The sequence below is a fragment of the Patulibacter sp. NPDC049589 genome (assembly GCF_040675535.1).
Classification (GTDB): domain Bacteria; phylum Actinomycetota; class Thermoleophilia; order Solirubrobacterales; family Solirubrobacteraceae; genus Patulibacter.
Map to the genome: position 1 here is coordinate 14,080 of NZ_JBFAPC010000013.1, position 25,822 is coordinate 39,901.

Genomic DNA, 25,822 nt, shown 5'->3' on the forward strand with positions numbered 1-25,822 from the left:
ATACTGACCCGGTGCGTGTGCTGTCTCGTCCCTTCGTGGGCGGCCCGCGGGCTGCCTTGATCCCGGTCTCCGGGCCCGGACCTTCGTCCTCCGGAGGCGCCGGCTCGACCGTGCGGGCGGACGCGAGATCCGAAGCGACGCGCACCGGCGATGTGGTCCAGGCCGCCCTCGCCGCCGGAACAGGACGATGAGCACCGATCGAGCCCGCGCCGCCGCCGGCCGCGGCGCACCGGCAGGGCGCCGCCCGCCTTCCCGGCGCCGCCCGAGGCCGGTTCGCATCGCGAGCGTCCTCGTAATCCTCCTCGCCGCCGTCGCCGTCTACGTGCTGCTCGACGGCCGTGCCACCAGGAACGCCGAGCGCGATGTCGTCGCCCGCTACCTCTCGTCGTGGGAGACGAACGACCCCGCCGCGATGTACGGCACGATCGACGCCGCGGCCCGGGGTCGGCTCGACCAGGGGCGCTTCACGCGGCTGGTGCGCGGAGCACTGGACACCGCCACCGTCCGTTCGATCACGACCGGCGAGCTCCGCCGCGACGGCCGCACGTTCACCGTCCCGGTCGCTCTGCGCACCCGGGTCTTCGGTGTCCTGCGCAGCACGATGTCGCTGGCGATCACCGGCCAGGGTGACGACGCCCGCGTGGACTGGTCGAGGCGCCTGACGTTCCCCGGGCTCCGCGACGGCGAGACGCTGAAGCGCACGACCCAGATGCCGCCGCGCGCGACGATCCTCGCCCGCGACGGCACCGTCCTCGCCCAAGGCCCCGCCCGCACGTCTCCGATGCCGGGCATCGCCGATCAGGTCCGCGGGCTGCTCGGTCCCGCCGATCCCGCCGACGCCGCACTGATGCGCCGCCTCGGCGTCCCGCCGGGCGCGAAGGTCGGGACATCGGGCCTGGAGCGCGTCCTCAACCCGCAGCTCGTCGGCATCCCCGGCGGCACCCTGACCGCCGGGGACCGCACCGTCGCGCGGGCCGCCCCGAAGCAGGGCCCGGCCGTCCGCTCGTCGATCTCCCCCGCCGTCGTCAAGGCCGCAGCGCTCGCCCAGCAGGACGCGCCGGACGTCACCGGCACCACCGTCATCGACACCCGGACCGGCGAGGTCCTGGCGTTCCAGGGCAGCGCTTGGCGGACCCTCCAGGCGCCCGGATCGACGATGAAGATCGTCACGGCCGCCGCGGCGCTCGAGGACGGCCTCGCCACCACCGGCACGGAGTACCCGATCGAGACCGAGGCGAAGGACTACGGCATCCAGAACTCCAACAACGAGCCCTGCGGCGGGACGCTCGTGCAGTCCTTCGCGATGTCCTGCAACTCGGTCTTCGTCCCCCTCGGCGCCGAGCTCGGGCCGAAGCGCCTCGTCGACATGGCCGAGCGGTTCGGCTTCAACCGCACCCCCACCGTCCCCGGCGCCGTCGCCAGCGTCATCCCACCCGCCGCCGGCATGACCGACGGCCAGGCCGCGATCTCCGCCATCGGCCAGCTCGGCGTCCGAGCCACCAGCCTCCAGGTCGCCCTGATGGCGGCCACGATCGCCGCCGACGGCCGGCAGCCCACCGTCACGTTCCTGAAGACGGACGCCCCCGCGCCGACCCGCCGCGTCATCACCCTGAAGACCGCCGCCGCGATGCGCCAGCTGATGGCCGCCGTCGTCTCCGACGGCACCGGCAAGGACGCGCGCGTGACCCTCCCCGGCATCACCACCGCCGGCAAGACCGGAACCGCCGAGCTCGCGACCACCCAGGGCGAGCAGTGCGACCAGCAACAAGCCGCCAAGAAGCAGCCCGACGACATCACCACCGCCCCGGAACCACCCTCGCCGTGCGGCAACGCGGACGGCAAGTCGACGACCGCGTGGATGGCCGCCTTCGCTCCCATCACCCCCATCCGCGGCAGGTCCCCGATCGCCGTCGGCGTCATGCGGGCCCGGAACTTCCAGGGTGGCGCCACCGCGGCCCCGGTCGCGCGGGACGTGCTCACCGCGGCGCTGCGGTGAGGTCATCGGCTGGCCGTCGCTGTCACAGCGGCGACCGCCGTGCGTAGTCCTTCGTGATGCCGCCCGCACCGTCCGACGAGGTCCTGCTCGCCAGCGCCCACGCGGCGGACTTCGAGATGTTCTACCGGCGCCACCTCGACCTCGTGACCGCCTACGTCACCCGCCGCGCGGGATCGCCGGACCTCACCGTCGACCTGGTGGCCGAGACGTTCGCCCGGGCGCTCACCGCCCGACGCCGCTACGACGCCGACCGCGGCCCCGGCATCGCCTGGCTGCTGTGGATCGCCCGGAACCTCCTGATCGACACCGCCCGACGCGGCCGCGTCGCCTCCGACGCCCGTGAGCGACTGCGGATGGAGCCGGTGGTCCTCGACGACGACGGGTATCGCCGCGTCGAGGAGCGCGCCGCGTTCGACGTCGACGCCCTCCTGGAGTCCTTGCCGCCCGATCAGCGCGAGGTCGTTCGCCGCCGGGTGATCGACGAGGAGCCCTACGTCCTGGTCGCCGACCACGTCGGATGTTCCGAACAGCTCGTCCGGCAGCGTCTGAGCCGCGGCCTGGCCACCCTCCGTCGCACCGTGGAGCGCCCATGAGCACCCCCGACCCCTTCGACCAGATCGCCACGCAGCTCCGCCGCGCGCACCACCTCCGGCCGGACGACTGCGACGCGGTCCCGACGCCGCCGCCCGCGGGTCGCCGCCACGGCCGCCTTCCGGTGCTCGCGGTGTTGGCCGGCCTCGCCGTCGGCGGGACGGCGACCGCGGCGGCGATCGTCGCCACGCGTTCCCCGTCCCGGCCGCTCTCCGGGCGGCTCGTGCCCGGGGCCGGCCCGTCCGACGGGCGCTACGTGGTGCGGATCGGCCCGTCCCTGGACGCCGGCGACACGTCCTGGTGCACGACCACGCAGGTCCGAGTCGGCGACCGCATCGCCGGGTCGTCCGGTTGCGGCGGGGCCGCGACGACCCGGCAGCCGGTGGTCGCGGCGGGTGGGCTGATGGACGTCAGCCGCGGCGGCACCTCGGTCCTCTCCGCCGTCGTCGACCGGCGCGTGAGCGCGATGCGGCTCCCGTCCGGCCGGCGGATCACCCCCGTCCGCGCGCCCGAGCTCCCCGACGGCTTCCGGGCGATCGTCGCCACCTCCGACGCCGGCGACGCCGAGGGCGATCCGGTCTTCGAGGGCCGGGACGGGCGGCCGATCCCGGCACCGACCGGTCGGTCGTTCCTCCCCCGGCAGGCGACCCGGGACGCGTCGACCGCGTCGGCGCGGACGGCACCGTGCTCCATCGCGGGCACGGGATCCGCCCGGCTGGGCACCCAACGCGTCCTCCGCTCGCCGCCCACCGCCGCCCCGCGGGCGAACGGCCGGCCGTTCCTGACCTGCGCGTCGGTCGTCGTCCGGATGCGGGGGCGTCGGTTCGTCGCCGCCGTGCTGCTGGACGCGAAGCACCCCGGCGACCGGCCGGCGCCCCTGCCCGGAGCCGTCCGCGAGAGCGACGGCACCTACCGCGCCGAGCCCGCGCTCTCCGCCGTCCGATCGCGGGACACGTGGCTCGTCGTCCGCGGGGTCGACGGGGCGGTGCGGCGAGCGGTCCTGCGCAGGCTGTCGGTGCACCGCGGTGCCCGGCGGTGATCCCGCTGAGCCCGGGCGCGTGAGCGTCGCGAGGGCCGCACGGGGAGCGGTCGGGCCGCCGAGGTCCCCGATGGCCTGCGTCCAGACGACCGTCGCCCGACCGACGACGCCCTCATCGCGGGGCCAGGTACCGCAGGTGGACCTCCGTCCCGTCCGCCTTCCGGCCCGTGAGGACGCGTCGCTCCTCACCACCGAAGAAGCCGTACCCGGTGGCGACGTCGCCGGCGCGCTGGACGTAGACCAGCGAGACGCGGCCGAGCGGGACGGTGCGGACCGTGCGCACGCCGAGCGCGTCCTCGATGTCGACCTCGGTGATGTCGCGCGGGAACGCCCAGGCCTGCGAGCTCGAGCCCACGAGCGTCCGGCGCTCCCGGAGGCGACGGTGCTCGGCGTCGCGGTCGGTGCTGTTGCTGGACGAGCCGCCGTTCAGCCCCGTCCACCGTCCCGGCGGGACGTCGAAGGCACGCTGGCAAGAGGCCGGCGCCGGAGCGAGGGCGCCGGTGTCCTCCATGCTCCGGACGGGCTCCCCGCCCACCAGTCGGTCGAGGATCGCGTAGCACGGGGCGCCGGTCGTGGGCTCCCGCGACGTCGCCACGAGCGTCGGGCGATCCGACGACGGATCGGCGACGACCGCGGCCACGCGCAGCCCGGCGGTGACGCCGGCGAGGCCGTGGTCGTCCCCGCCGGAGCGCGTCCCCCGCCAGAAGCTCGGCACGCCGTACCAGGCGTTGTCAATCCCGCCGTCGATCGGCTCGCCGGCCGCGATCACCGTCCGCCGGCCGACGTCGAGGTCGCCGCGGACGACCCGGAGTCGCGCGCCGCCCCGGAGCGCCGGCAGCTCCATCGCGTCCTCCGGGGAGCGCAGCGTCACACGGGTCCGTGGCCGCGGGCTCACGCCCCACACGACGGTCGCGGAGATCTGCGGGTTCGATCCGGGATCGGCGGCGGCCGGCAGTCGCAGCGCGCCGAGGACGACCGCCCGGCTCCGACCGGTGCAGACCGTCGTGGTGGTCGTGTTCACCGGGACCCCGAGCGCCCGCGGGCGGTGCGGATCGATCCACACGAACGTCCCGTCGAGGATCCGCCCGACCTGGGCGCAGGTCTGGTGCACGCGGCGCGGCGGTCGCTTGTCGCTGTAGCGCAGCGAGCGGGCCGCGAAGGTCCGGATCGCCCAGTCGGGTCCGCCGTACGGATCGGGGACGCGGGCCACGATCCGGGCGCCGTGGCCCGGGCGCGCAGGTCCCGCGACCGGCAGCCGCTCGTCGTGGCCGGGAGCGGCCACGCCCGGCATGGCGGTGCGGAGGGGCCCGGTGGCGAGCGGCACGTCGACCGTGGCGCGGGCCGCGGTCGTCGCCGGCGCCGGGGCACCGTCCGCCAAGGCGCTCAGGAGCGCGGCGAGCAGGCCGGCGATCGCGGCGGCGACGAGCAGGCCGACGGGGACGAGGCGACGTCGGCCGGTGGGACGGCGGGGCATCAGCGGCCTCCGTACGGGGTCGTGGTCGGTCCGCCGGCGCGCGGGTCGCGCGTCGCGGTGACGGGCAGGGTGCGGCTCGTGCCGTCGCGGACGGCCCGGATCAGCAGGTCGCGGGCGCGGACGCCGGCGGGCAGGACGGCGAGCGACGCCGTCGGGCCGCTCGAGGCGAACCGCACCGCGCGCTCGACGATCCGGCGGCGGCCCGCGCGGTCGCGCTCGAGGACGCGCTCCGTGCCGACCCGGACGCGCCCGGCCATCCGGACGGTCACGATCGGGACGTCGTGCCCGCGGAACGCGACGGTGATCCGATCGCCGTCGTCGCGCCGGACCAGCAGCGCCAGCCGCGGGCCGAGGCCGTGCATCGCCCGCACGGGCACGAGCGTCGCCTGACGGCCCGCGAGGGGTCCGCAGACGCGCGCGCCGCCGGCGCCCTGGACGCGCAGGATCGAGACGACCGCGCAGCCTTCTGGTCCCCGGTGCGCGGTGGCGGCCGACCATCCGAGGCGACCGCCGGGATCGGGGAGCGACGAGTCGCGCCCGAGCTCCACGTTCCTCTCGGCGCCGTCGTCCCAGCGCAGCCGCACCTGCGGGGCCGCGCCCTCGGGCAGGCCGGCGACGGCGAGGACGAACGTCCCCGAGTCCCCGACGGCCACCGGCCGGGGCGCGCCGCCGGCGGTCGCGATCCGGACGCTCCGGAGGCCCGGGCCGCCCGATCCGAAGACGACGCTCGTGGCCCCGGTCGGGCTGCGGGACCCGGGACCCGAGAACCCGCGCAGCTGCACCAGCGGTCGACCGGAGCGGGGCGCCGGACCGCACGAGTCGTTGCCGAAGGGCGCGATCGCGCGGAACCGGCCGTCGAGCCCGCGGACCCCGAACGTGCCGTCGGCCGACACCTGACCGGCGCCGACGCACACCAGCCCGTCGGCGGTGCGACCCACGCGCACCCCCCAGGCCGGTCCGCCCGTCGGGTCGGCGGACCGCACGTCGGTGATCCGGGTGGTGCCGGAGTCGGGGAAGACGTTCGTCGTGTCGCCGCGGGCGAAGCCGGGGACGGGCGAGCCGGTCGCCGCGGTCAGCGCGACGGCCGCGGTCGCGGTGAAGGTCGCGGTCGCCGCGAGGGTGGCGACGACCGCGACCAGCAGCCGCGGACGGCGACGGGTCGGCGCGGGCCGCCGCCCGGAGGCCCGGCGCACACCGACGCCCGCGGCCGAGCCGGAGTCGTCGAGCGCGGCGAGGTCGTGTCCGAGGCGGTCGCGGACGCGGGCGATCGCCGCGGCGTGCCCGGCCTCGAGCCCCCGGTCGCCCAGCTCGCGCAGGACGGTGTCGAGCTGCGGGTCAGACATGCGCGTCGCCGTTCGTGATCGCGGGGGCCGGTCGCCGCTGCGGTGCGGCGGCGTCGTGCAGGGTGGTCCGGGCGCGCGAGATCCGCGACCGGACCGTCCCGACGGGGATGTCCAGTGCGCCGGCCACCTCCGCATAGGACAGCTCGCCCCAGACGACGAGGAGCAGCGCCTCGCGCTCCTTGGCGGGCAGGCGCCGGAGCGCGCGGGCGAGCGCCGGCGAGAGGTCGAGTCCCGCCGGGGCGTCGGGGCTGGACCGCGGCGTCGCACCGGCGAGCCGCTCGAGGGCCCGGAGCCTCCGGCCCTCGGCCCGCCGGTGCTCGGACGCAACGTTGAGCGCGATGCCGAACAGCCAGCCGGCGACGCTGCCGAGCGCCGCGTCGTAGCCGGCCCGCAGCCGGAACGCCCGGACGAACACGTCGTGCGCGGCGTCCTCGCCGACGTCCGGCCCCAACCGCCGGATCAGGTACCGCATCACCGCTGGTCCGTGGCGCTCGTAGACCGCGCCGAACGCCTCGGCACCGCCACGGAGACCCGCCACGCATGGGTCGTCGTCGTACGTCATCCATCACCAGTTGGCCGGGGCCACGGGGGAAGTTCGCACGAATCCCCCCGCGGTCGTCCGCAGGCCCTCCCGTCCGTGGGCCGGCCCCGGGCTACCGGACGTCCAGGAACAGCGGGGACCGTTGCTCCTTGCCGCTGCGCAGCGTCGCGACCAGCTCGGAGCTGCCGGCCGGGAACCGTCCGGCGTAGACGACGAGGAACGCGTGCGCCGGGCCCGCCGGGTTGAGCGTCCGCACGTCGCTGGGGGTGCGGAAGGTCAGCGACCGGACGTCCGCGCGAGCCTGCCCGGCGGTCCACGCCAGGCCGGGAGGCGTGCGGCGCGCGACGCGGCCCGGCGCCGGAGCCCCCTCGGCGTACATGGGCTCGGCGCCGAGGTCCTCGCCCCCGCTGCTCTGCACCGGGACCGCGCGCCCGTCGCGCGCGCCGCCCGCACAGCCGAAGGCCCGGCCCGTGTGCTCGGTGAACGTCCCGAGGCGGAAGTTCAGTGTCCCCGAGCGCCCGTCGACGACCCGGCCGACCGGACCGACGCACCAGGCGCCGCCGGATCCCCGGGCGGCCGAGAGGCCGTAGGGCATCCCACCGGCCGGGTCCGCCGCACGGACCGCGAGCCGCGCCGCGAGGCCGCCGGGATCCGCGGCCTCGACCCGCGTCCCGCGGCCGTACCGCGCCGTGACCGAGACCGTCCGGGGATCGAGGTCCGGGGAGCCGACGCGCAGCACCACGCCGTCGGGGCCCGCGGTCGTGGCATCGCGCCGGGCGCCGAAGCGGACGTCGACGTCGCCGGCGGCCGGTCCGAGCCGCCCCCAGAGGACGGTCGCCGCGAGGTGGGGCTCGGCGCTCCGGAGCCCGGAGGTCGTGCGCAGGACCTCCGCCCGGGGCCGGCTGTTGACGTCCGGCCGCCGCGACCCGCAGACCGTCTCCGACGTGAAGAGGCTCGGACGCGTGGGGCGGAACGTGCCCTCGCCGTCCAGCCACCCGAACCGGCCCCGGTGGATGCGGCCGAGCTGGGCGCACCGGTTGTGGCCGATCGTCCTCGTCGTGCCGTCGGCCTCGTCGAACGTGCGGTCCGCGTCGAACACGCGCACCGCCCACGCCGGACCGCCGCCGGGGTCGGCGACCCGGGCCTCGACCCGGATCGTGCCGCGGACGCGCAGGTGGATCGCCCCCGAGCGCGTCGGCTCGGGCCGCGCGGCGACCACCCGGCGGACGACCGTCGGGCGGACCGGGGTCAGCGATCCGACCGGCTGTGCCGCGGGAACCGCGACGACGCGCTTCAGCGGCGTCGGCGTCGGGCGGCCCGCGCGCCCCGAGCGCTGGGTCGTGGCCCTCGGCCCCGACGGCGCCGTCGTCGTCGTGCTCGCCCGCACCCGCGCCACGGGGGTCGAGTCGTCGGGGAGCGCGACCGCGACGACGGCGCCGCAGGTCACGCCGACCGCGAGGGCGACGGCACCGATCTGGAGGGAGGGTCTCATGCAGGACGTCCGGTCACGGGGTCGGGGGAGTGGTCAGGTTCGTGTCGCCGCGCGAGGTCGTGGTGGCGCCGTCGCGGGTCGTGATCCGCACCCGCAGGTCGCGCGGGTCGACGGTGCCGGGGAAGACCGCGAGGAACGGCCGGCGCGACGGGTCCGCGACGCGGTGCTCGCCGCCCGGCGCCCCGAGGATCACGACGGAGGTCACCTCGTCGCCGACCTGCCCCCACACCGCGGTGCGGGCCGGCCGACCGTGCCAGTCGCCGCGGGCGTAGCTGCGACGGTCCGCCGCGTCCGCGCGCCCGTGCAGCCGGCGAACGGCGAAGAACGCCCCGTCCCGCCGCGCGCCCGTCGCGTCGACCGGGCGCAGCACGCCGCAGACGACCGGGGATTGCGCGGCTCCCGGCGCGGTCCGCGCCCACGAGAACGAGACGCACGACCGCGCGTCGCCGGAGAGCATCGAGCCCTGGACCCGCCACGCCGGTCCGCCGGCGGGATCGACGACCACCGCGGGGTCGCCGGTGCCCAGGGACTCCGTCTGGACGCGACCGTCCTTCAGCGTCAGCCGCACCTGCAGCGCGAGGTCCTCCGGGTAGCCGGCGAGCACCGCGACGAACGCGCCCGAGGGGTCCAGGCGCAGCGGGCGGGTCCGGCCGCCGGCCGTCAGCGTCACCGACCGCGCCGACGGCGCCAGGCCGTTGACGACGGTGCGGACGCCGCGCTGCGACCGGGCGGCGAAGACCCGGGCGCCGACGAGGGTGGCGCGCTCCGCGGCGGGGCTGCCGCACGAGTCGGAGGCCCCCGGATCCAGGGTGCGGAAGCGTCCGTCGAGCCCGACGAGCCCGAACCGGCCGCCCTGCACCTGGCCGACGGTGCTGCACACGTAGCCGGTCCGGCCCTTCGCGATCCGGATCGTCCAGGGCGGCGCGCCCGCCCGCGGGTCGGCGGCCCGCAGGTCGCTGACCCGCACGGTGTCGGCGATCGGCGTCTGCTCGGGACGGACGTCCTCCTTCGGCGGCGCGGAGATGACGCTCCCGCGCAGGGTCAGGACGGTCCCCGCCGCGCCCGCCGACGCGGTGACGCCGACCAGCAGGCCGGTCGCCACGACGGTCCGCAGCGACGCGTTCCGGGCGGCGCCGATCGCGCGCCGCAGCCGGCGCGGGACCGGCGCGGACGGCACGGCCGACGTCGCCGGCGCGCCGTACGTCCGGCGGGTCGCCGCCACGAGCTCCCGCTCCAGGGCCTCGAGGAAGTCGCTCATCGGTCGCCTCCGGTCATCTGGGCACGCAGGGACGAGAGCCCGCGGCTGACGCGCTTGCGGACGACGGACTCGGAGACGCGCAGCGTCCGCGCGATCTCCTCGTAGTCGCGCTCCTGCACGACCCGCGCCTCCAGCGCCTCGCGCTGGTCGTCGGGCAGGGCCTCCAGCAGCGGCGCGACGAGGTCGGCGCGGTCGCGCAGCTCGGAGACCGCTTCGACGTCCGCGTCGGTCAGCGCGATCGGGTCGATGCCGAGCCTGCGCCGGGCGCGATCCTCCACCTGGCCCCGCCGCGCGGCGTCGATCAGCTGGTTCTGCGCGACCCGGAAGAGCCACCCGCGCGCGGCCCCGCGATCGGGGTCGTAGCGGTCGAGCCTCCCGAGCAGGTGCGCGAAGGTCTCGGCGCACACGTCGGCGGCGAGCTCCGGCCGGCGGGTCCGCCGCAGCAGGTAGGCCAGGATCGCCTCGGCATGCCGGCGGTAGAAGACGCCGAAGGCCTCGGGGTCCGTTCCGGACGCCGCGGCGACAAGCAGCTGCTCGTCGCTCCGGCGATCGTCTCCTCCACTCCACACACCCCTACTACGGACCGGACGGCGGGGCTGTGACCGCGGGGCGCGAGCTCGGGAGCGCGGCACCGGGTGCGCGCCACACCGGATCGTTCGACGCGGGCCGTCCCGGGCCCTAGGATCGCCCCCGTGAACGACGCGCTCGAGCCCGCATCGGACGGGAGCCCCGGCCCGCGCACGCGGGCGCGGGCCGGCGGCGCCCTCGGGAGGATGCGGGGCCGCCGCCCGACGTCCGGCGGCTACGCGCTCCTGTACTTCGTGGCGTTCGTGCTCGGCGCCGGCATCGTCGGGCGGACGCTCGCCGGGCTCGCGGGGGCCGACGGAGTGTGGTTCCACGCCGCGCGCGTCGTCGGCTTCGGCCTCGTCGTCGGGCCGCTCTACCTTGCGCTCCCGACCGGGTTGACCGAACCGGCGGATCCCCCGGAGCCGGCGACCGAGTCCCTGCCGGTCCAGGCCCCGCCGGCCGCGCCCTGACGGTCCGCGCCAGCACCTGCGGCTTCGCGCTCCCGCGCGGCGAGAACCACACGACCACGCGGTAACGGGCCGCAGGACGAGGCGCACCCGGCGGCGCACCCGCGCGACCGTCGCCGACCGTCCCTTCACGTCCGCTTCATGCATGCTCCGGCACCGTCGTGCTCGTCAGCCGCTGATCCTCCGAGGAGCCCGACCACCATGTCCATCGCCACCACCCTCCGCGCCGCCGCGCTCACCGCCGTCCTGACCGTCGCCGGGGCGGGGTTCGCCGCTTCAGCCGACGCCGTGGGCAACGGCGTGGGTGGCTTCGGCTTCGAGCAGTACCCGCACCCCGGAGCGACGAGCACGCTCGTCCTCGCGCTGGAGGCGCAGGGCGGCGGCCCCCTGGCCGGCGCCACCGTCTCCGTCGAGGGCACGACGGCGGTGACGGACGCGCAGGGGCGCGCGCGGGTGACGCGCCGCTGGGCGGCCCTGCGCCGCACGTACACCGCGGTGGTGAACGTGCCGCCGCCGGCCGGGGGCGAGACGATGCGCCTGAAGTTCCGCACCACCACGCCGGAGCTCGGCGCGAGCGACGTCCCCGCGCTGGGGTCGCCCACGACGACCGCCCGACCCGCGGGAACGATCACGCTCCGGCTTCGGGGCGAGGTCATCGGCCAGGCCGAGCGATGGTCGAGGACCGGCGGCGGCATCCTCGCCGCGCTCGTCCCGCCGCGCGGCACCCACGGAGCCTGCAGCCGCGTCGTCCGCAGCCCGCTCGCGCGCTTCACCGGCACCGGCGACGCAGCGGTGGCGACGATCCGCATCCGTCCCTCCGCGGTCCGCGGCGGACGTTGGTGCCGCGGCCGCTGGACGGCGCACGTCGTCTCGAGCGACGAGACCGTCGCCGACGAGGCGCTGAAGCCGGTCGAGAGCCTGCTCCTGTGGGGCGACGTCGAGGAGCTCGGCGTGCTCGGCATCTACCACGCCGTCGGCGACGCGACCTTCACCGTCCGCTGATCGTCGCGGCGCCGGTCACATCCTCGGCGCTCGCGCAAATACCAAGTGATGCGTGTTCGTCCCCGTCCTCCCGCGCCGGCCCGCGGCACCGACCGCGACGAGGCGCTGCTGCGGTCCGCGGCGTCCGGCGACGACCTGGCCTTCGCCGTGTTCTACCGGCGGCACGCCGACGGCGTGACCGGGTTCCACCTGCGCCGCACCGGCCGGCCGGAGCTCGCGTTCGACCTCACCGCCGAGACCTTCGCGGCCGTCGTCGTCGGCCTGCGGCGCTTCGATCCCGCGAAGGGCCCGGCCACGGGATGGCTCTACGGCATCGCGGCCAACAAGCTGCTGGAGAGCCTCCGCCGCGGGCGCGTCGAGGACCGGGCGCGGCGGGAGCTGCGACTCGACCCGGTGGTCCTCGAGGACGCCGGCTTCGCGCGCGTCGAGGACCGCGCGTCCGCGGCGGACGAGGACGCGCTCCGCCTCGCGCTCCAGGCGTTGCCCGAGGACCAGCGGGCGGCGGTCCTGGCCCGGGTCGTCGACGAGCGGCCCTACGACGAGATCGCCCGCGAGCTGTCGTGCTCCACCTCGGTGGTCCGCCAGCGCGTGCACCGCGGGCTGCGACAGATGCGGACCCAGATGGAGGACCGGGCATGAGCGAGTACGACGACCTCGAGCGCCAGCTCCGCACCCGCGTGCGCGACCTCGACCCGCAGCCGGGCCGGACCCGGCGCTTCCGCGGGCGGCGCCTGCTCGCCCTGATCGCCGTGCCGGTCGTCCTCGCCGGCGGCACGGCGGCGGCCACCGGCCTCGTCGGCGGGGATCCCGGCGTCCAGGACCGCGCCGAGCGGCTCGCGACCCGGGCGGTCGTCCGGAGCTTCGAGGACGCGCCCTGCACGCTGTCGGACCATCCGGCACCGATGCCCGGCCGTCCGCGGCTGGTCGACGGTCCGGCGCCGGCGAAGGTCCTCCGCGTCCTCCCGGCGCTCGCACCCGGGGCGCCGGGCCGGCTCTCGGACGCCGAGATCGACGCCGCGCTGCCGCCCGGCCTGACGCACGGGACCATCGCGCGCAGCAGCGTCCGACAGGCGACGTTCCCGGGCGGCGGTCGCGTCCTCGTCTTCGTGAGCTACGGCTCGGACTTCGCGCCCCGCGACCCAGCCGGGTGCACCGCCCGCCGGAAGCAGCGGCTGCTCGCGGACCGCCGGGCCGCCGGGGAGCCGACGAACGACGCGACGACCACCCGTGCGCTGTTCCTCCTCGATCACCACCGGGACACCGACCCGCGCTCCCCGTCCCTCCAGGTCCTCGCCGGCGACCCGGGCAGCGGCGCGTACGGGGGCGCGGGGGCACCGCTGGAGCCCGGCGACGAGCTCCACCCCGGTCTCCTCGCGTCCGGCAGTGCCGGAGGCGGCCGCAAGCGCTTCGTCGGCATCGCCGCTCCCGGCGCGACCTCCGTCACCGTGCGGGCGGCCCCCGGATCGCCGCACGCCCGCCCCCGCGGCAGCGCGGGCGAGGTGCGCCGCGACGTCCCGGTGCAGCTCGGCCTGTTCGCCCTCACCGAGTCGCGCGGCGCCGGCCACCTGGTGATCGAGCACCGCGCGGCGGACGGCCGTGTGCTGCTCCGGCGGAGGCTGCAGTAGCGTCGGTGCGCGCCCGACCGTGCGCACCAGCCGGCTACCGCACGCCCTGCGACGCCGCGTCGACGGCGTTCGCGATCTTCGTGGTCCTCGGGCGGGTGCCGTTGAGGTCGACCGGGTCACGAGGGCGATGCCGAGCAGCGGCACGGCGAACGGGACGGTGAGCAGGGCACGCGTGGCGCACAGCGTATGGGCCCGAGTTCGGCACCGCCGCATCCTCGGTGCGCGCCTGAGCCCCCGCCCCGCGGCGAGGACGTCGCGGCGGCGCGTGACGACCGCACCGCCGCCGCCTAGGATCCGACGATGACCAGGATCGAGGCCCGGCGCCTCCACGCGGTGGACCGGCTCGGCACCGAGTACGCGGCCGGCCGGCTGCGGACCGGGTCGCTGGAGTTCCGCGTCGCAGAGGCCCTCCGTGCCTCCAGCGACGTAGGGCTCGACCTCGCGCTCTGGGGTCTGCCCGATCGCCGGGCCGTCGTCCGGCGATGGCACCGCCTCCAGGACGTCCTGCTCGGCGGCCCGATCGGCCTGCACCTCGTCGGCACGCCGGACCTGGTCCTGACCCCGACCACCGAACGGCAGACCTGGAGCGTCGGACGCAGCAGCCGCTGCACCGTCCGGCTCGACGACGACACCGTCTCCCGCCACCACGCCCGCATCGCCCACCGCGGCGGGTGCTGGACCGCGAGGACCTCGACTCGAGCAACGGCACGTACGTCAACGGCAACCGCATCGATCGGCGCACGCTGCGCCCCGACGACCGCATCGTCTTCGGCCGCACCGCCGCGCACCTCACGCGGCGGACCTGAGCGGCGACGGGCCGCCGGCGTCGTCGCCGGCCCGTCGTCCCACGGCGCGCGTCGGACCCGCGCCGCGGGGGTACCCGGCCCACCGTGTGGACGATCCCGCCGACGACGCTCGCGGCCGTGCTGGCCCTCGCCGGCAGAGGCGGCGTCGGCGACGGCTCCGCTCCGGGACAACGGCCTACCGGACCGGGCGGCAGCGGCGGGAGCGCGACCCTCGGGTCCCTGACCGGGGCGGGCCTCATGGCCGAGTGGACGCGACGGCTGGACGACTTCGACGACCGCGGGTGGCACTCGCGGTCGCCGGTGACCAGCACCCCGCGCGTCCGGATCGTCGGCGTCGTCAACCGCGTGGGAGACCACGACGACCGCGTCGTCGTCCGGGCCCGCGCGAACAGCTGGGTGGACACCGACGCCGGACCGCAGTACGAGAAGGGCGAGATCGGCCCGCGGGTGCGACTGCGGCAGTACTGGACCCTCGGGCGGCGCGAGGATCGGTGGGTCGTCTTGTCCATCGAGGAGGAGCGCGAGGGTCGCCATCACCTCGACGAGGCGATCGTCCCCTCCCCCGCCCGCGATCCCGACCTCGCCGACCGTGCCCGCGTCGAGCTCGCGGCCGCCGACGCCACCGGCCCCGGCGTCGCGGTGACCCAGCTCGTCACGACCTCCCTGACCGCCGACGCCCGCGCCGCCGCGCTCGACCTCGCGCTGCCTGATCATCCGCGTCTCGACGGTGAGCAGCACACGTGGCGGATCGCCGTGGTGCCCCCGGCCGGGACGTCGCGGACGAAGCGGATCACGAAGCTCGACGGCGACAGAAAGCGCCCGTCGCTCGGCGCGGAGTCGAACGTGAAGGTCCCCGCGGGCCCGCCGGTGGCCGCGGCGAGCGCGGTCCACGACCACGCGCCCGTGATCAGGCGGCAGCGGTCCGGGCCGAGTTCCTCGACGATCGCCTCCCGGGCGTTGGCGCGGATCTCGGCAGCGGGGGCGTCCAGGACCACCTCGCCCCGGCACGGCCAGTCGCCCGCGCGGTCCGTCGATCCGCGGAACCGGCTCGCGACGAAGGCCGCCAGGTCGCCACCGGGGACCTCGCGCGGGGTGAACCGCGGGCCGGTCAGGTCCCGGGGCCGCATCCGGACCGACCGGGCCGAGGGCCCGCATCACCGCCTCCTCGATCCCCGCGCCGGCCGTGGCGGCGAGCTGCGAACGCCACCGCCAGCGCCACGGCCCGATCGTCGTCGAAGAGCAGCCGCCGGTCTCAGACGACCTGCGCCGCCGCGTGCCCCGAGGCCCAAGCCCACTGGAAGTTGAAGCCGCCCAGGTGGCCGGTGACGTCCAGCACCTCGCCGACGAAGTAGAGGCCCGGGCTCTTCAGCGACTCCATGGTCTTCGACGAGACCTGGCGGGTGTCGACGCCGCCGAGCGTGACCTCGGCGGTGCGGTAGCCCTCGGTGCCGGCCGGCACGACGCGCCACGCGTCGAGGTGGCCGGCGAGATCGCGCAGCTCGGCCGCGGTGAACCGCTTCAGCGGCTTGGCGGCGCCCCAGAACTCGGCCAGGAGCGTCGCCATCTTCTTGGTGAAGACCTCGCCCAGCACGGTCTTCAGCTCGCTGTCGGGGCGCGCGGCCTGCTGGGCCTGCAGCCACTCCAGGGCGTCGTGATCGGGCAGCAGGTCGATCTCGACGGCGTCGCCGGGGTTCCAGAACGAGGAGATCTGCAGGATCGCCGGGCCGCTGAGGCCGCGGTGGGTGAAGAGGAGGTTCTCGCGGAAGCTCTGGCCGCCACCGCGGACCGCGCTCGCCGCTGACGTGCCCGACAGCTCCGTGCACAGGTCCTTGAGCGGGCCGTTGGCGGTGAACGGCACGAGGCCGGCGCGGGTGGGCAGCACGTCGTGGCCGAACTGGCGGGCGACGTCGTAGCCGAACCCGGTGGCGCCCAGGGTCGGGATCGACAGGCCGCCGGTGGCGACCACGAGCGACGTGGCGGTGACCTGCCCCATGTCGGTGGTCAGCAGGTAGCCGGCCCCGGTCCTCTCGATCTGGTGCACCGCGGTGTTCACGCGTAGGTCGACCCCTCCCCGCTCGCACTCCCCCAGGAGCATCTGGAGGATGTCCTTGGACCGGTTGTCGCAGAACAGCTGGCCGAGCTTCTTCTCGTGGTACGGCACGCCGTGGTCGGCGACCATGCCGATGAAGTCCCACGGCGTGTAGCGGGCCAGGGCCGACTTGCAGAAGTTCGGGTTCTGCGAGAAGTAGTTCGCCGGCTCGGCGTACATGTTCGTGAAGTTGCAGCGGCCCCCGCCGGACATGAGGATCTTCTTGCCCGGCTTGTTGGAGCTCTCGATCACCAGCACCTCGCGGCCGCGGGCGGCGGCGGTCAGGGCACACATCAGGCCGGCGGCACCTGCGCCGATGATCACTACGTCGGTGGAGCGCACAACACGTCCTGGAGCACGGAGGAGGTCCGGGAGGGATCCCGGTCCCACACGGTAGAGCGGCGCTCGCGCGCACGACCTGCGCACGCGCGACGAGCCCGGCGACCGGGGCTTGGATCGCCGTTGCCCCGGAGCCGTCGACCGTGCATACTTAGCCTTGTGGCAAAGTATGAAGCACTCGACGACGTCTTCTCCGCCCTCGCCGACCCGACCCGACGCATCGTGATCCGGCGCCTCGGGAGCGGGCCGGCGAGCGTCGGCGAGCTGGCCGAGCCGTTCCCGATCACGCTGCCGTCGTTCATGAAGCACGTCCGCACGCTGGAGTCGAGCGGACTCATCCGGACCACCAAGACCGGCCGGGTGCGCACCTGCACGCTCGTCCGCGAACGCCTCGCGCTCCTGGACGACTGGCTCGCCGACGAGCGACAGCTCTGGGAGGCGCGCACCGACCGCCTCGAAGCCCTCCTCACCGACCCGAAGGACACCCCGTGACCACGATCGACCCCACCCTCGACCTCACGCTGCGGCGCGTGATCCGCGCCGCGCCCCGGACCATCTGGCGTGCGTGGACCGACCCGGATCTCCTCGCGCGCTGGTGGATCCCCGCCCCGACCGTCGCCCGGGTCGAACGGCTCGACGTCCGCCCCGGCGGCGCCTTCGTGACCAGCATGAGCGACGACGGCGAGACCTTCGTCCCCCACACCGACGCGGTCTTCCTCGTCGTCGAGCCCGACGTCCGCCTCGTCTTCACCAACGCCCTCGACAGCGCATGGCGGCCGGCGTCGCCCTCCCCCGTGTCCATGGCCGCGGAGATCACGCTCACTGAGCACCCCGACGGCACCGACTACGGCATCGTCGTGCGCCACGGCGACCCCGCGGCCCGCGACCACCACGAGGAGCTCGGGTTCTTCGACGGCTGGGGCGCGGTCACCGGCGCGCTCGCCGCGCTGGCCGAGAGCGGAGACGTGGCGTGAGGATCGCGATCGTCCGACGGTCCGGCACGACCTGGCGGCAGCGGTACGCCGGATCGGACTGCAAGACGCCGGCGCGGAAGTCCATGCCGCGCCGCGTCTGGCGCGACCTGTCCGCCGACTTCTGCGGCCAGTGAGCGGCGGGGCCTCGGCTCACGCCCCCAGCAGCGACGGGAGCAGGGGCGGGAGCAGCGGCGCCGGCGCCGTGGGTGCCGGAGTGGCGGGTGCCGGAGCGGCCGGGGCGGGCGCGACCGGGGCGGGCGGCGTCGGTGCCGCCGGCGCGGGCGGGGCGGGCGCGAGCCGGATGAGCTTCCGGCCGCGGACGATGCGCGAGTTGCCGCGGCGGAAGCGCGCGTCCTGGGCGTTCACGACCCGCACCATCCGCCGGTAGGCGCGTCGGTACGGGCCGTCGGAACGGGCGCGCGACATCTCGCGGATGCCGCGCCGGACGGCCACGGCGGTCTCGTGCGCACCGTTCGAGACGTCGCGGTGTCCGCGAAGCAGCAGCGTCCGCCCCCGCGCGGCATCGGCGGTCTCGGGGGCCTGGGCGCGATACCTGCGGTGCAGCCCGTCGACGCTGCGCTCGATGCGCGCGGAGTGGTTCGCGTAGCGGCGGAGGAACCGGATGTAGGCCGGGAACGACTTCGAGCTCGGTGCGCGCACGCGGCGCCCCGCGGCGTCCAGCCGCTTCTCCGCGGCGATGTCCCGCTTGACGACCGCGCGCAGCCCGGCGTCGCTGGCGGACGCGGACGCGGGTGGTCCGAGCACCCCGAGGATCGCGACGAGGACGAGCAGGGACCACCCACGGGACGCACGCATGCGGCGCACTGTAGTTCCGCTGCCGGCCCCCTCCGCTCGCGCCGGACGACCGTCGTATCGGGACGGACCTGGCGCGCTCGCACCCGCCGGTGACCGTTGGCGACGCGCACGGCCCGGGTACACCGCGGGCATGCCGTCCGTGCCGAAGAACGACGTGACCCGTTACTGGTGGCACGGCGGGGAGCCACTGTGGACGGGCGTCGCGGCTCTCGTCGGCGTCTTCATCGCGGTCGGGATCGCGCTCGCACTCGACCTGAGCGACGCCGCCGGCGGCGTGGTCGCGATCGCGACGGTCGTCGTCGTGCAGGTCGCCGTCCTTCGCGTCCGCGAACGGCGACGCGCGCGCGCCGCACCCGGACCCTCGACGCCCACGGACCGCAGAGCTAGCGCGGCCCGTCCGAGGCCGGTCGTTCGAGAGGATCCCTCCGTGTCCGCTCCGACGACCGCCGTGGTGATCCTGCGGCCGGCCTCCGACGCCACCAAAGCCGAGCTGACGGGCAGCCTGTCCACCTGGGCCCAGCGCCACCGGCGGTTCGCCGACCTCCCCGCCGCGCTCACCTGGGCCCGCGCGAAGGCCGACGCCGTCGCACTCCACGTCGACGGTGCCTGGTGGTCGGCCGGGACCGTTCCGCCCGACGACGAACGCGCCCGCCCCCTGGATCCGGCCACCGAGGCGCGCCTGGCCGACAGCGTCGCCGAGGAGTTCCGGCGCTCGGCAGCCGAGCGCCGACGCTACCCGGAGCCAGTTCGCTGGTACCTCGCCTTCGCCCTGCCCGAGACGATCGAGCTGCCGGTCGCCGTCGCCGCACTCGAGGACTGTCCGGACGTCGTCGGCCTGACCGTTCGCGAGCCGGCCGAGGGACGGCCCCACCTCTTCGCGCACGTCGAGGCACGCAGCCGCGACGACGTCCTGCGCACCAAGCACGAACCGATCTCCGCGGCCCTCCGAGCCGTTGCTCCACCGATCAGACGACCGGCCGTCGACCACGCGCTCGTCGACCTCAGCATCATCGGCTCCCACCAGATCGGCCTGGTCGAGTTCGAGCACCGCGCCCCCTAGCCCGGCGGTCGAGCGGCGACCGGCCCCGATCGCCGACCGGTCGCGGTCACCCCACCGCGACGACCACGGTGGCAGCGGGGAGACCGTCGGCCGTGATCCGGAGGCGCTGACGGCCGCGCCGGACGGGGCGCACGCGGACCGTGGCCCGTCCGTCGCCGCGCGACCGAACGACGCGCCCGAGCACCGCGATCCGCGCGCCGGGGAGCGGGTCGCCCCCGGCCGTCGTCACCCGGATCCGCAGGCGGACGCGGCGACCCGCTGTCAGCCGGCCGGGCGCCACGGACGCGTGGGGCCGCCGGCGGTCGAACACGTACGACGCGATGCGCGGCTCCCGCAGGACCGATGGCGCTCCCGGATCCGGCGCGGGCGGCGCCGGCTGTGGAGGAGCGAGCGCCACGCCCGGCACGAGCGGCGTCGCGCACGTGGCGGCCGGCACCCGGCCGATGTCGGCGGGCCCGTCGTGGTCGAGCGCGTCGAGCGCGATCGCCCAGGCGGTGTTCGACAGCGTCCCCGTCTCGGCGTGGCCGCTGTGGTCGTTCGGGCAGACGTCCTGGATCGCGACGTTGGTCACCCGGCCCCGCCCGGAGAGCGACTCCCGCGCCCGGGACGCGGCGGCGCTCCGGCTGAGGATCAGCTCGCCGTCGCGCGAGCGGATCTGGGTGTACGAGATGCCGGGAACGGTCTCGGCGCGGCTGTTGAGTGCCTGCAGGAACCGGGACCCGGCCGCCTGCTGCATCGACGCCGGAGGGCATCCCTGCGGAGCGCACCGCGCGACGATGTCCCCCGCGGGGACGCCGTGGTTCGTCGGGGCCAGGCCGACGACGTCGTCGACCAGGCGACGGGTGTCGGGCCAGAAGCGCAGCGCCCACCGCGGCACGATCCCGCCCTGGCTCGCGCCCACGACCGAGACGCGGCGGTGCGCGGCGGCGGACATCGCCCGGATCGCGGCGACGACGTACTGCCCTGCGACCTGGATGTCGCCGAGCCCGTCGTGCGGCAGGCGCACCGAGCAGTACGGGATCCCTCGCTGCCGCAGCGCCTGCATCCAGTTCCCGCCGAACAGCACGTCCGGGCTCACCCCTGTCCCCGAGACCAGCAGGACCGGCGCCCGGGTCGCGGCCCGCAGGTCCGTCGGGCAGACCAGCGCCCGCGTCGTCTCGGACGCCGGAACGGACAGGGACGGTCCCGGACGGTCGACCGCCGAGAACGGCGGCGCGGCACCGGCCGTCGCCGGCAGGCAGGCGGCCCCGAAGACCGTCGCCGTCGCCCACCGGGCGCCGCGCGACATGTCTCGACTGTAGAGCGCGACGCGGGCTCAGGGCGCGGCGCGGCGGAGCCGGATCACGAGCCCGCCCTCGCCGCTGATCTGGCCGACGCGCACGTGCCGCATGTCCGTGTAGATCCGCCCGTCGGGGACGTCGACGCCCCAGTCGCCCTCGAGGTGGTCGGCCGGGTGATGCCGCTCGACGAGGGTGCCGTCCGGCGCCCGGAACGTCGTGACGTCCCACGGATGGGAGCGCTGGTCGTCGGTCCAGCGGGTCGCGATCAGCCGCGTGCCGTCCGGCGTCGACTGCAGGGCACCGAAGCTGCCGGGTGCCGACTCACCGGTGTCGACCGCCTCGAGCCCGCGCACGGGCGCACCTCCGCGGCCGGTCAGCCGCAGCGCGTGCGACGAGCCGTACTCGTAGCCGTCGTCCGAGCTCACGAACGCCACGCCGCCGCGGACCGCGAGCGTCCTCGTGACGGTCGTGTCGGCGGCGCCGTCCCACCTCCGGACGCTCTCCCGACCGTCGAGACGCGCGGTGCGGACCGTGTGACGGAGACGGCCGCCGACGCGCTCCGTCCGGCTGAACGAGACGACGCCGCGGCGCAGCCCTGGCGCCGAGTCGGCCCGGCCGTCGGCCGCGAACGGCACCGGCGTCGGCGGGGCCGACCCGTCCGCCGGCATCGACCGCAGAGGACCGGGACGCTCCGAGGACGCCAAGAGGACGGTCGGCGTGCCGTCCCGGTCGGCGCCGATGGCGATCTGGTCCGCACCGAAGGGGACGGGGCGAGCGATGGTCCGCGGTGCCGCGCCGGCCGCCCGCACGACGACGCGGCCGTCCGCGATCCACGCCGCCCGCCCGTCACCGGCGGCGACGGCGACCACGTCCCGCGCCAACAGGATCTTCCGGTGCCCGGCGCGGACGCCCCGCTGGTACGCCTCGGCGGGCGGGTCCCCGCCGCTCGGCCGTGCGGCGCGGGTCGTGAGCTGCCCGGACGTCGCCGTCGCTGCGTCCTCGTCCCCCGCACCACCACATCCGGTGACGCTCACGGCGGCGAGACCACAGCCAGCCGCGGCGACGAGCCGCCAGGGATGCCGCCGCACCGCGCCCGGGTTTCGGGGAGACCGCCACACGACTTCACCGTACACCGGGCGTTCGGTCGTCCGACGCAGGTCCGTGCGTTCGAGCCGTCGGCCGATGGCGTCTTCCGTGAGGGCGATCCCCGCGCCGTCCAGGTCATCCGGGCGTCGACCCCGACCGCTCGCCCTCTTCCGGGCGCCCGCAGATCACGCAACGTGCGACCGTCGAGAACCGCCCGAGCCCGTGCGGTCATGAACAGACAGATGAGCCCTCCCCCAGACCCTCTCCTCTGGCGCCGCGCCGTCGCCGGGGACACCGACGCGTTCGGAGTGCTCTACGAGCGGCACGACCGGGCCGTCCTCGCCTTCTGCCTTTGGCGGACCGGCGATCCCGCGCTCGCCGAGGACCTGACCTCGATCGTGTTCCTCGAGGCCTGGCGGCGGCGCGCGAGCACGCCGCTCACCACGGGCGACGCCCGGCCGCTGCTGCTGGCGATCGCGACGAACGTCCTGCGCAATCAGTGGAGGACCCGCCGGAGGCACCGCGCCGCGCTCGAGCGCCTGGGCCGTGCCGGCGAACCCCGGCCGGACCACGACGACGACGCGGCGGATCGCGTCGACGCCGCCGCGCGCCTCCACGAGGTCCGCGCGCAACTCGATGCGCTCCCCCAGCGCGAGCGCGAGGTCCTCGCCCTCGTCGCGCTCGCCGACCTGACCTACGAGGAGACCGCCTCGGCGCTCGGCCTGCCGGTCGGCACCGTCCGCTCCCGGCTCTCCCGCGCCCGGGCCCGTCTCGCCGCGGGCCCCCTCCCCACCGACGTCCGCCCCACCCTCCGCCCGACCACGAAGGAGACCTCCTCGTGAGCCCGCTGCCCGACATCGACTCCCTGCTGCCCGACGACGACCGCCGCCGCACCCTCCGCGACGCGCTCGTCGCGGATCTGCGCACGACGACCGCCCCCGACCGGCGCACCGAGGACCCCGGAGCGCTGACCCGTCGCCGCTTCGTGCGGGGCGGCATCGCGCTGGCGGGCGTCTCCGCCGTCGGTCTGGCCGGGACGGCGGTCGTTCCCGGGCTTCGCGGGACGCCCGTCGACGTCGTGGCCTCGGCCCGCGCCGCCGCGGAGCCCGGCGGCGAGGGCATCGTCCACGCGCTCGTGCGCTACCACCACGGGCCGTACGTCTTCATGGGGGCGATGTACGCCGAGCCCCGCGGCGGACACCACCACCCCGGTGACGTCGGCCGGAAGGTCGGGACCGTCACCGGCGACATCGAGAGCTGGAGCACCGCCACGCCCCTGCGTCACCGGGAGGTCCGCTTCCTCGACGCGCCCGGCGGTGGCCAGGCGACCATGCAGACCGCCTACGCCGACGGCGTGGTGGCGGAGCGGAACTCCTGGGAGCCGAAGGGTCGCGAGCGGCAGATGGGCGCCCGGGAGCGTCGACGCGCCGTCCGCGATCTGACCGGGACGTCCGGCGGGCGCCTGTCGGGCCTCGACTCGAAGGGCGACCCGGTCACCACGATCCGGAGGCTCCTCGACGGCGGCCGGCTGCGCGAGGCGGGCAAGACCGACCTCGACGGCCGGCACGTGCGCCGCCTGGTGGGTCGCGAGGACGGGTACGTCGACGCCGGCGGCACGTGGACCCCGCCCGTGGACTTCGAGTACCTGATCGACGCGGGCTCCTACGCCCCCGTCCGCGTCACGTCCCTCCGGGTCCTGGCGGCGCATCCGAACGACGAGGAGCCCGCCGCGCGCCACGAGCGGCGCATCGTCGACCGCTGGGTCTTCGAGGTGTTCGAGCGGCTGCCGTTCACCCCCGAGACCGCGAAGCTCCTGACCATCGACGGGGCGGGCGAGATGCCGTCGCCCCAGGCAGACTGACCGTCGGCCCGGTTGGGACCCGCGGGATCTGGACAGCAGGACCCCATGCTCGTTCGGCACCTCCGCGCCTGGTTGCATCCCGTCCACGAACCCGTGCTCCTCGCGGAACCGCTGCGAACGGAGGTGGTGGAGCTGTTGCGCGGCGGCAAGGCGATCGAGGCGATGAAGATCACGAATCGGCGCACCGGCATCGGACTCGCCGCGACGAAGCGCGCCGTCGACGCCGTCGCCGCGACCGAAGGACTCGACGCGACCCTCTGACCGCGTCGCTGTCACAACCCGCCGCCGAGTGCAATGGAAGGGGCACATGACGCCAAGCGACGCGCTCGAGCGCCTCTACCGACGACAGTCCGAGCGGCTGCTGTCGTTCTTCGTCCGCCGCACCGCGGACCCACAGATCGCCGCCGACCTCTGGGCCGAGACGTTCGCCCAGATGGTCGCCGGCACCCGCCGCCGCGGCGGTCTGACGGGCCACGACGAGAGCGACGCCGCCCTCCTCTACACGGTGGCCCGCCGCCAGCTCGCGCTGTACTACCGGCGCGGCTACGCCGAGAAGCGCGCCCTGAACCGGCTCGATCTCGAACGTCCCGACCTGGGCGTCGACCCGGCCTCGCACCTCGAGGCGCTCTGCGATCTCGAGGAGCTCCGCGACGCCGTCGGCAAGGCCGTCGCGGAGATCCCCTCGGGACTCAGCCAGGCGGTCCGGCTGCGGATCGTCGACCAGCGCTCGTACGCCGACGTCGCCGCCGCGCTCGCGATCTCGGAACCGGCCGCACGAGCGCGCGTCTCACGCGGGCTCAAGGCGCTCGCGGACCTGCTCCCCCTCACCGACCCGACGTCGCGCGCCGCGCGTGGACTGGAGACCACATGACCGATTCCCCGCAGGACCCGACCGCGGCGCCCGAGGACCTCGAGCGGTTCCGCGACGACTTCGGCCGTGCGCTGTTCGCCGCGGCCCGCGAGCAGGACGCCGTCCGCCGGCTCCCGACCACCCGGCCGCGCCGGCGACGCGCCGCGATCGGCATCGCGGTCGCCGCCGCGGCCACCGTCCTCGTCGTGACCGCGCTGCCGTCGCCGGGGGATCACGACTCGCCGCTGCTCGGGGCGTCACCCGCCGAGGCGGCCGTCCAGCAGCTGCGCCGCTCGCTCCGGGAGGGCGTGCTCGTCCGCAGGGCCGAGACGACGCAGTACGGCCGCACGGTCGAACGCCGGACCGAGGAGGACTGGACCGATCTCGCGACCCGAGAGCAACACGTGCGGTACTCCAGCGACGATCCCAAGCGGGACTCGGAGTACTGGAACCCGTCCAAGCACGAGCGGTGGACCCGGGGGTCGCGGCGTGCTGCCGATGGACGGCCCGTGGTGACGCACGGCGACCTCCATGGCGCCGAGAACACGTCCAGCTCGCAGTCGCCGGCCGAAGAGGTCGACGACCTGCTGAAGCGCGCCCGCAACAACGACCTCGTCGTGCGACGCACCACCACGGCGAACGGCACGAAGGTGCTCGTGCTCGAGCAGCGGCAGAAGTGCTACGCCGACGCGACCAACAACGCCGGCGTGTGTCCCGACCCCGAGAAGCGGAGCCGCTGGCCGCAGGGCGGACCGGCCGGCCTGCGCCCCGTCACCTCGTTCCAGACCTGGTGGCTGCAGGAGGGCGACACCCCGCGCATCCTGCGCTACGAGAACGGCGCCGTCGCGTACGGCACCACCAAGCGCGACGTGGTCTATCGCAGTCGCTATACCCGCTGGGACGTCCTGCCGGCCACCGAGCAGAACCTCCGCCTGGTGCGCCCGCCGGCGTTCCCCGCCGACCGGTTCCTGGTGATCGAGGAGTGAGGCGTGGCAGACGGATTCAGGCCCCGGCTCGCCGATCCGCTCCAACGCGGCCTGGACGATCTCGGCGACCTCGGCCGCGGACCTGCCCGACCAGTCCGGGTGCGCTTCGGGCTCGGTCCCCACCCAGTACTGCCCGTCGTAGCCCGCGGCTTCCAGCGGCCACGCGCCGGTCGCCTCGTCGCCGTCGTCCGATCCGATCCCGTCGACCGTGATCTCGAGCGCCTTGGCGTCCGCGGCGTAGCGCGGGGCCTCCGGTTCGCCCCTGAACGGGGACGATCCG

26 protein-coding genes and 2 pseudogenes are annotated in these 25,822 nt (G+C 76.0%); 17 read left to right on the forward strand and 11 right to left on the reverse strand.

The genetic code is table 11. The annotated features are described in order from the left end of the window. The first annotated feature begins 187 nt into the window (after positions 1–187). The 3 genes from AB0L40_RS04080 to AB0L40_RS04090 are packed head-to-tail and all read left to right on the forward strand — an operon-like array spanning position 188 to position 3,626. The gene (locus tag AB0L40_RS04080) at positions 188–1,996 is read left to right on the forward strand and encodes a penicillin-binding transpeptidase domain-containing protein (protein WP_364349563.1); all 1,809 of its coding nucleotides are present in this window, start codon (positions 188–190) and stop codon (positions 1,994–1,996) included. A 56-nt stretch (positions 1,997–2,052) separates the two neighbouring features. Beyond that, positions 2,053–2,589: a sigma-70 family RNA polymerase sigma factor gene (locus tag AB0L40_RS04085; protein WP_364349566.1), complete on the forward strand. Its 537-nt coding sequence runs from the start codon at positions 2,053–2,055 to the stop codon at positions 2,587–2,589. After that, positions 2,586–3,626, forward strand: coding sequence for a hypothetical protein (locus AB0L40_RS04090; protein WP_364349569.1), 1,041 nt, complete (start codon positions 2,586–2,588; stop codon positions 3,624–3,626). Before AB0L40_RS04085 ends, AB0L40_RS04090 begins: the two co-directional genes overlap by 4 nt. Before the next feature lie 112 nt (positions 3,627–3,738). On the opposite strand, the gene AB0L40_RS04095 is transcribed toward AB0L40_RS04090, so the two are convergent. From AB0L40_RS04095 to AB0L40_RS04120, 6 genes are all read right to left on the reverse strand, one after another. Next, positions 3,739–5,100: a hypothetical protein gene (locus AB0L40_RS04095; protein ID WP_364349572.1), complete on the reverse strand. Its 1,362-nt coding sequence runs from the start codon at positions 5,098–5,100 to the stop codon at positions 3,739–3,741. Further along, positions 5,100–6,443 (reverse strand): hypothetical protein, encoded by a 1,344-nt coding sequence (locus AB0L40_RS04100; RefSeq protein WP_364349575.1) that lies wholly within the window; start codon positions 6,441–6,443, stop codon positions 5,100–5,102. Before AB0L40_RS04100 ends, AB0L40_RS04095 begins: the two co-directional genes overlap by 1 nt. Next, a complete protein-coding gene (locus tag AB0L40_RS04105; RefSeq protein ID WP_364349577.1) occupies positions 6,436–6,981 on the reverse strand; it encodes an RNA polymerase sigma factor in 546 nt (181 codons plus the stop codon). The genes AB0L40_RS04100 and AB0L40_RS04105 overlap by 8 nt, the downstream gene beginning before the upstream one ends. A gap of 115 nt (positions 6,982–7,096) precedes the next feature. Further along, complete coding sequence (locus AB0L40_RS04110; protein WP_364349580.1) at positions 7,097–8,476, reverse strand: hypothetical protein; 1,380 nt, start codon at positions 8,474–8,476, stop codon at positions 7,097–7,099. A 13-nt stretch (positions 8,477–8,489) separates the two neighbouring features. Next, entirely contained in the window at positions 8,490–9,734 is a 1,245-nt protein-coding gene (locus AB0L40_RS04115) for a hypothetical protein (RefSeq protein ID WP_364349583.1), read from the reverse strand. Continuing rightward, positions 9,731–10,303 (reverse strand): RNA polymerase sigma factor, encoded by a 573-nt coding sequence (locus tag AB0L40_RS04120; RefSeq protein WP_364349586.1) that lies wholly within the window; start codon positions 10,301–10,303, stop codon positions 9,731–9,733. The genes AB0L40_RS04115 and AB0L40_RS04120 overlap by 4 nt, the downstream gene beginning before the upstream one ends. A 123-nt stretch (positions 10,304–10,426) precedes the next feature. On the opposite strand from AB0L40_RS04120, the gene AB0L40_RS04125 reads away from it, so the two are divergent. The 5 genes and pseudogenes from AB0L40_RS04125 (at position 10,427) to AB0L40_RS04145 (ending at position 14,201) form a co-directional block, all read left to right on the forward strand. After that, a complete protein-coding gene (locus tag AB0L40_RS04125) occupies positions 10,427–10,771 on the forward strand; it encodes a hypothetical protein (RefSeq protein ID WP_364349589.1) in 345 nt (114 codons plus the stop codon). Between the two features lie 198 nt (positions 10,772–10,969). Continuing rightward, positions 10,970–11,770, forward strand: coding sequence for a hypothetical protein (locus AB0L40_RS04130; RefSeq protein ID WP_364349592.1), 801 nt, complete (start codon positions 10,970–10,972; stop codon positions 11,768–11,770). 48 nt (positions 11,771–11,818) lie between these two features. Continuing rightward, positions 11,819–12,409 (forward strand): RNA polymerase sigma factor, encoded by a 591-nt coding sequence (locus AB0L40_RS04135; RefSeq protein WP_364349594.1) that lies wholly within the window; start codon positions 11,819–11,821, stop codon positions 12,407–12,409. Further along, the gene (locus AB0L40_RS04140; RefSeq protein ID WP_364349596.1) at positions 12,406–13,395 is read left to right on the forward strand and encodes a hypothetical protein; all 990 of its coding nucleotides are present in this window, start codon (positions 12,406–12,408) and stop codon (positions 13,393–13,395) included. Before AB0L40_RS04135 ends, AB0L40_RS04140 begins: the two co-directional genes overlap by 4 nt. A gap of 300 nt (positions 13,396–13,695) precedes the next feature. Continuing rightward, a pseudogene (locus AB0L40_RS04145) lies at positions 13,696–14,201 on the forward strand (FHA domain-containing protein). A gap of 869 nt (positions 14,202–15,070) precedes the next feature. On the opposite strand, the pseudogene AB0L40_RS04150 reads toward AB0L40_RS04145, so the two are convergent. Continuing rightward, positions 15,071–15,340, reverse strand: a pseudogene (locus tag AB0L40_RS04150) (transcriptional regulator); the annotation flags it as partial. Positions 15,341–15,453: 113 nt separating this feature from the next. After that, positions 15,454–16,632, reverse strand: a complete 1,179-nt coding sequence (locus tag AB0L40_RS04155) for an NAD(P)/FAD-dependent oxidoreductase (protein ID WP_364349598.1) — start codon at positions 16,630–16,632, stop codon at positions 15,454–15,456. Between the two features lie 156 nt (positions 16,633–16,788). Here AB0L40_RS04155 and AB0L40_RS04160 point away from each other — a divergent pair, with 156 nt between their 5' ends. The 3 genes from AB0L40_RS04160 to AB0L40_RS04170 are packed head-to-tail and all read left to right on the forward strand — an operon-like array spanning position 16,789 to position 17,737. Continuing rightward, positions 16,789–17,121, forward strand: a complete 333-nt coding sequence (locus tag AB0L40_RS04160) for a metalloregulator ArsR/SmtB family transcription factor (RefSeq protein WP_364349601.1) — start codon at positions 16,789–16,791, stop codon at positions 17,119–17,121. Continuing rightward, entirely contained in the window at positions 17,118–17,603 is a 486-nt protein-coding gene (locus AB0L40_RS04165; RefSeq protein WP_364349604.1) for an SRPBCC domain-containing protein, read from the forward strand. The genes AB0L40_RS04160 and AB0L40_RS04165 overlap by 4 nt, the downstream gene beginning before the upstream one ends. Next, on the forward strand, positions 17,600–17,737 hold the full coding sequence (locus AB0L40_RS04170) for a hypothetical protein (protein WP_364349607.1): 138 nt from the start codon (positions 17,600–17,602) through the stop codon (positions 17,735–17,737). Before AB0L40_RS04165 ends, AB0L40_RS04170 begins: the two co-directional genes overlap by 4 nt. A gap of 16 nt (positions 17,738–17,753) precedes the next feature. Here the strand turns inward: AB0L40_RS04170 and AB0L40_RS04175 are convergent, their stop codons facing one another. Then, on the reverse strand, positions 17,754–18,419 hold the full coding sequence (locus tag AB0L40_RS04175; RefSeq protein WP_364349610.1) for a hypothetical protein: 666 nt from the start codon (positions 18,417–18,419) through the stop codon (positions 17,754–17,756). Positions 18,420–18,549: 130 nt separating this feature from the next. On the opposite strand from AB0L40_RS04175, the gene AB0L40_RS04180 reads away from it, so the two are divergent. After that, positions 18,550–19,479, forward strand: a complete 930-nt coding sequence (locus AB0L40_RS04180) for a hypothetical protein (protein WP_364349613.1) — start codon at positions 18,550–18,552, stop codon at positions 19,477–19,479. A 46-nt stretch (positions 19,480–19,525) separates the two neighbouring features. Here the strand turns inward: AB0L40_RS04180 and AB0L40_RS04185 are convergent, their stop codons facing one another. Further along, positions 19,526–20,767 (reverse strand): lipase, encoded by a 1,242-nt coding sequence (locus AB0L40_RS04185; RefSeq protein ID WP_364349616.1) that lies wholly within the window; start codon positions 20,765–20,767, stop codon positions 19,526–19,528. A gap of 27 nt (positions 20,768–20,794) precedes the next feature. After that, entirely contained in the window at positions 20,795–21,793 is a 999-nt protein-coding gene (locus AB0L40_RS04190) for a hypothetical protein (protein WP_364349619.1), read from the reverse strand. 294 nt (positions 21,794–22,087) lie between these two features. Here AB0L40_RS04190 and AB0L40_RS04195 point away from each other — a divergent pair, with 294 nt between their 5' ends. From AB0L40_RS04195 to AB0L40_RS04215, 5 genes are read left to right on the forward strand one after another with little or no spacing between them, the layout of a single operon-like run. After that, positions 22,088–22,687: an RNA polymerase sigma factor gene (locus AB0L40_RS04195; protein ID WP_364349622.1), complete on the forward strand. Its 600-nt coding sequence runs from the start codon at positions 22,088–22,090 to the stop codon at positions 22,685–22,687. Continuing rightward, a complete protein-coding gene (locus AB0L40_RS04200) occupies positions 22,684–23,706 on the forward strand; it encodes a hypothetical protein (RefSeq protein WP_364349625.1) in 1,023 nt (340 codons plus the stop codon). The genes AB0L40_RS04195 and AB0L40_RS04200 overlap by 4 nt, the downstream gene beginning before the upstream one ends. 45 nt (positions 23,707–23,751) lie before the next feature. After that, a complete protein-coding gene (locus AB0L40_RS04205) occupies positions 23,752–23,967 on the forward strand; it encodes a hypothetical protein (RefSeq protein ID WP_364349628.1) in 216 nt (71 codons plus the stop codon). 46 nt (positions 23,968–24,013) lie between these two features. Further along, positions 24,014–24,577 carry a sigma-70 family RNA polymerase sigma factor gene (locus AB0L40_RS04210; RefSeq protein WP_364349631.1) on the forward strand — a complete coding sequence of 188 codons (564 nt, stop codon included), beginning with the start codon at positions 24,014–24,016 and terminating at the stop codon, positions 24,575–24,577. After that, positions 24,574–25,542, forward strand: a complete 969-nt coding sequence (locus AB0L40_RS04215) for a hypothetical protein (protein WP_364349634.1) — start codon at positions 24,574–24,576, stop codon at positions 25,540–25,542. The genes AB0L40_RS04210 and AB0L40_RS04215 overlap by 4 nt, the downstream gene beginning before the upstream one ends. The last annotated feature ends 280 nt before the right edge of the window (positions 25,543–25,822 follow it).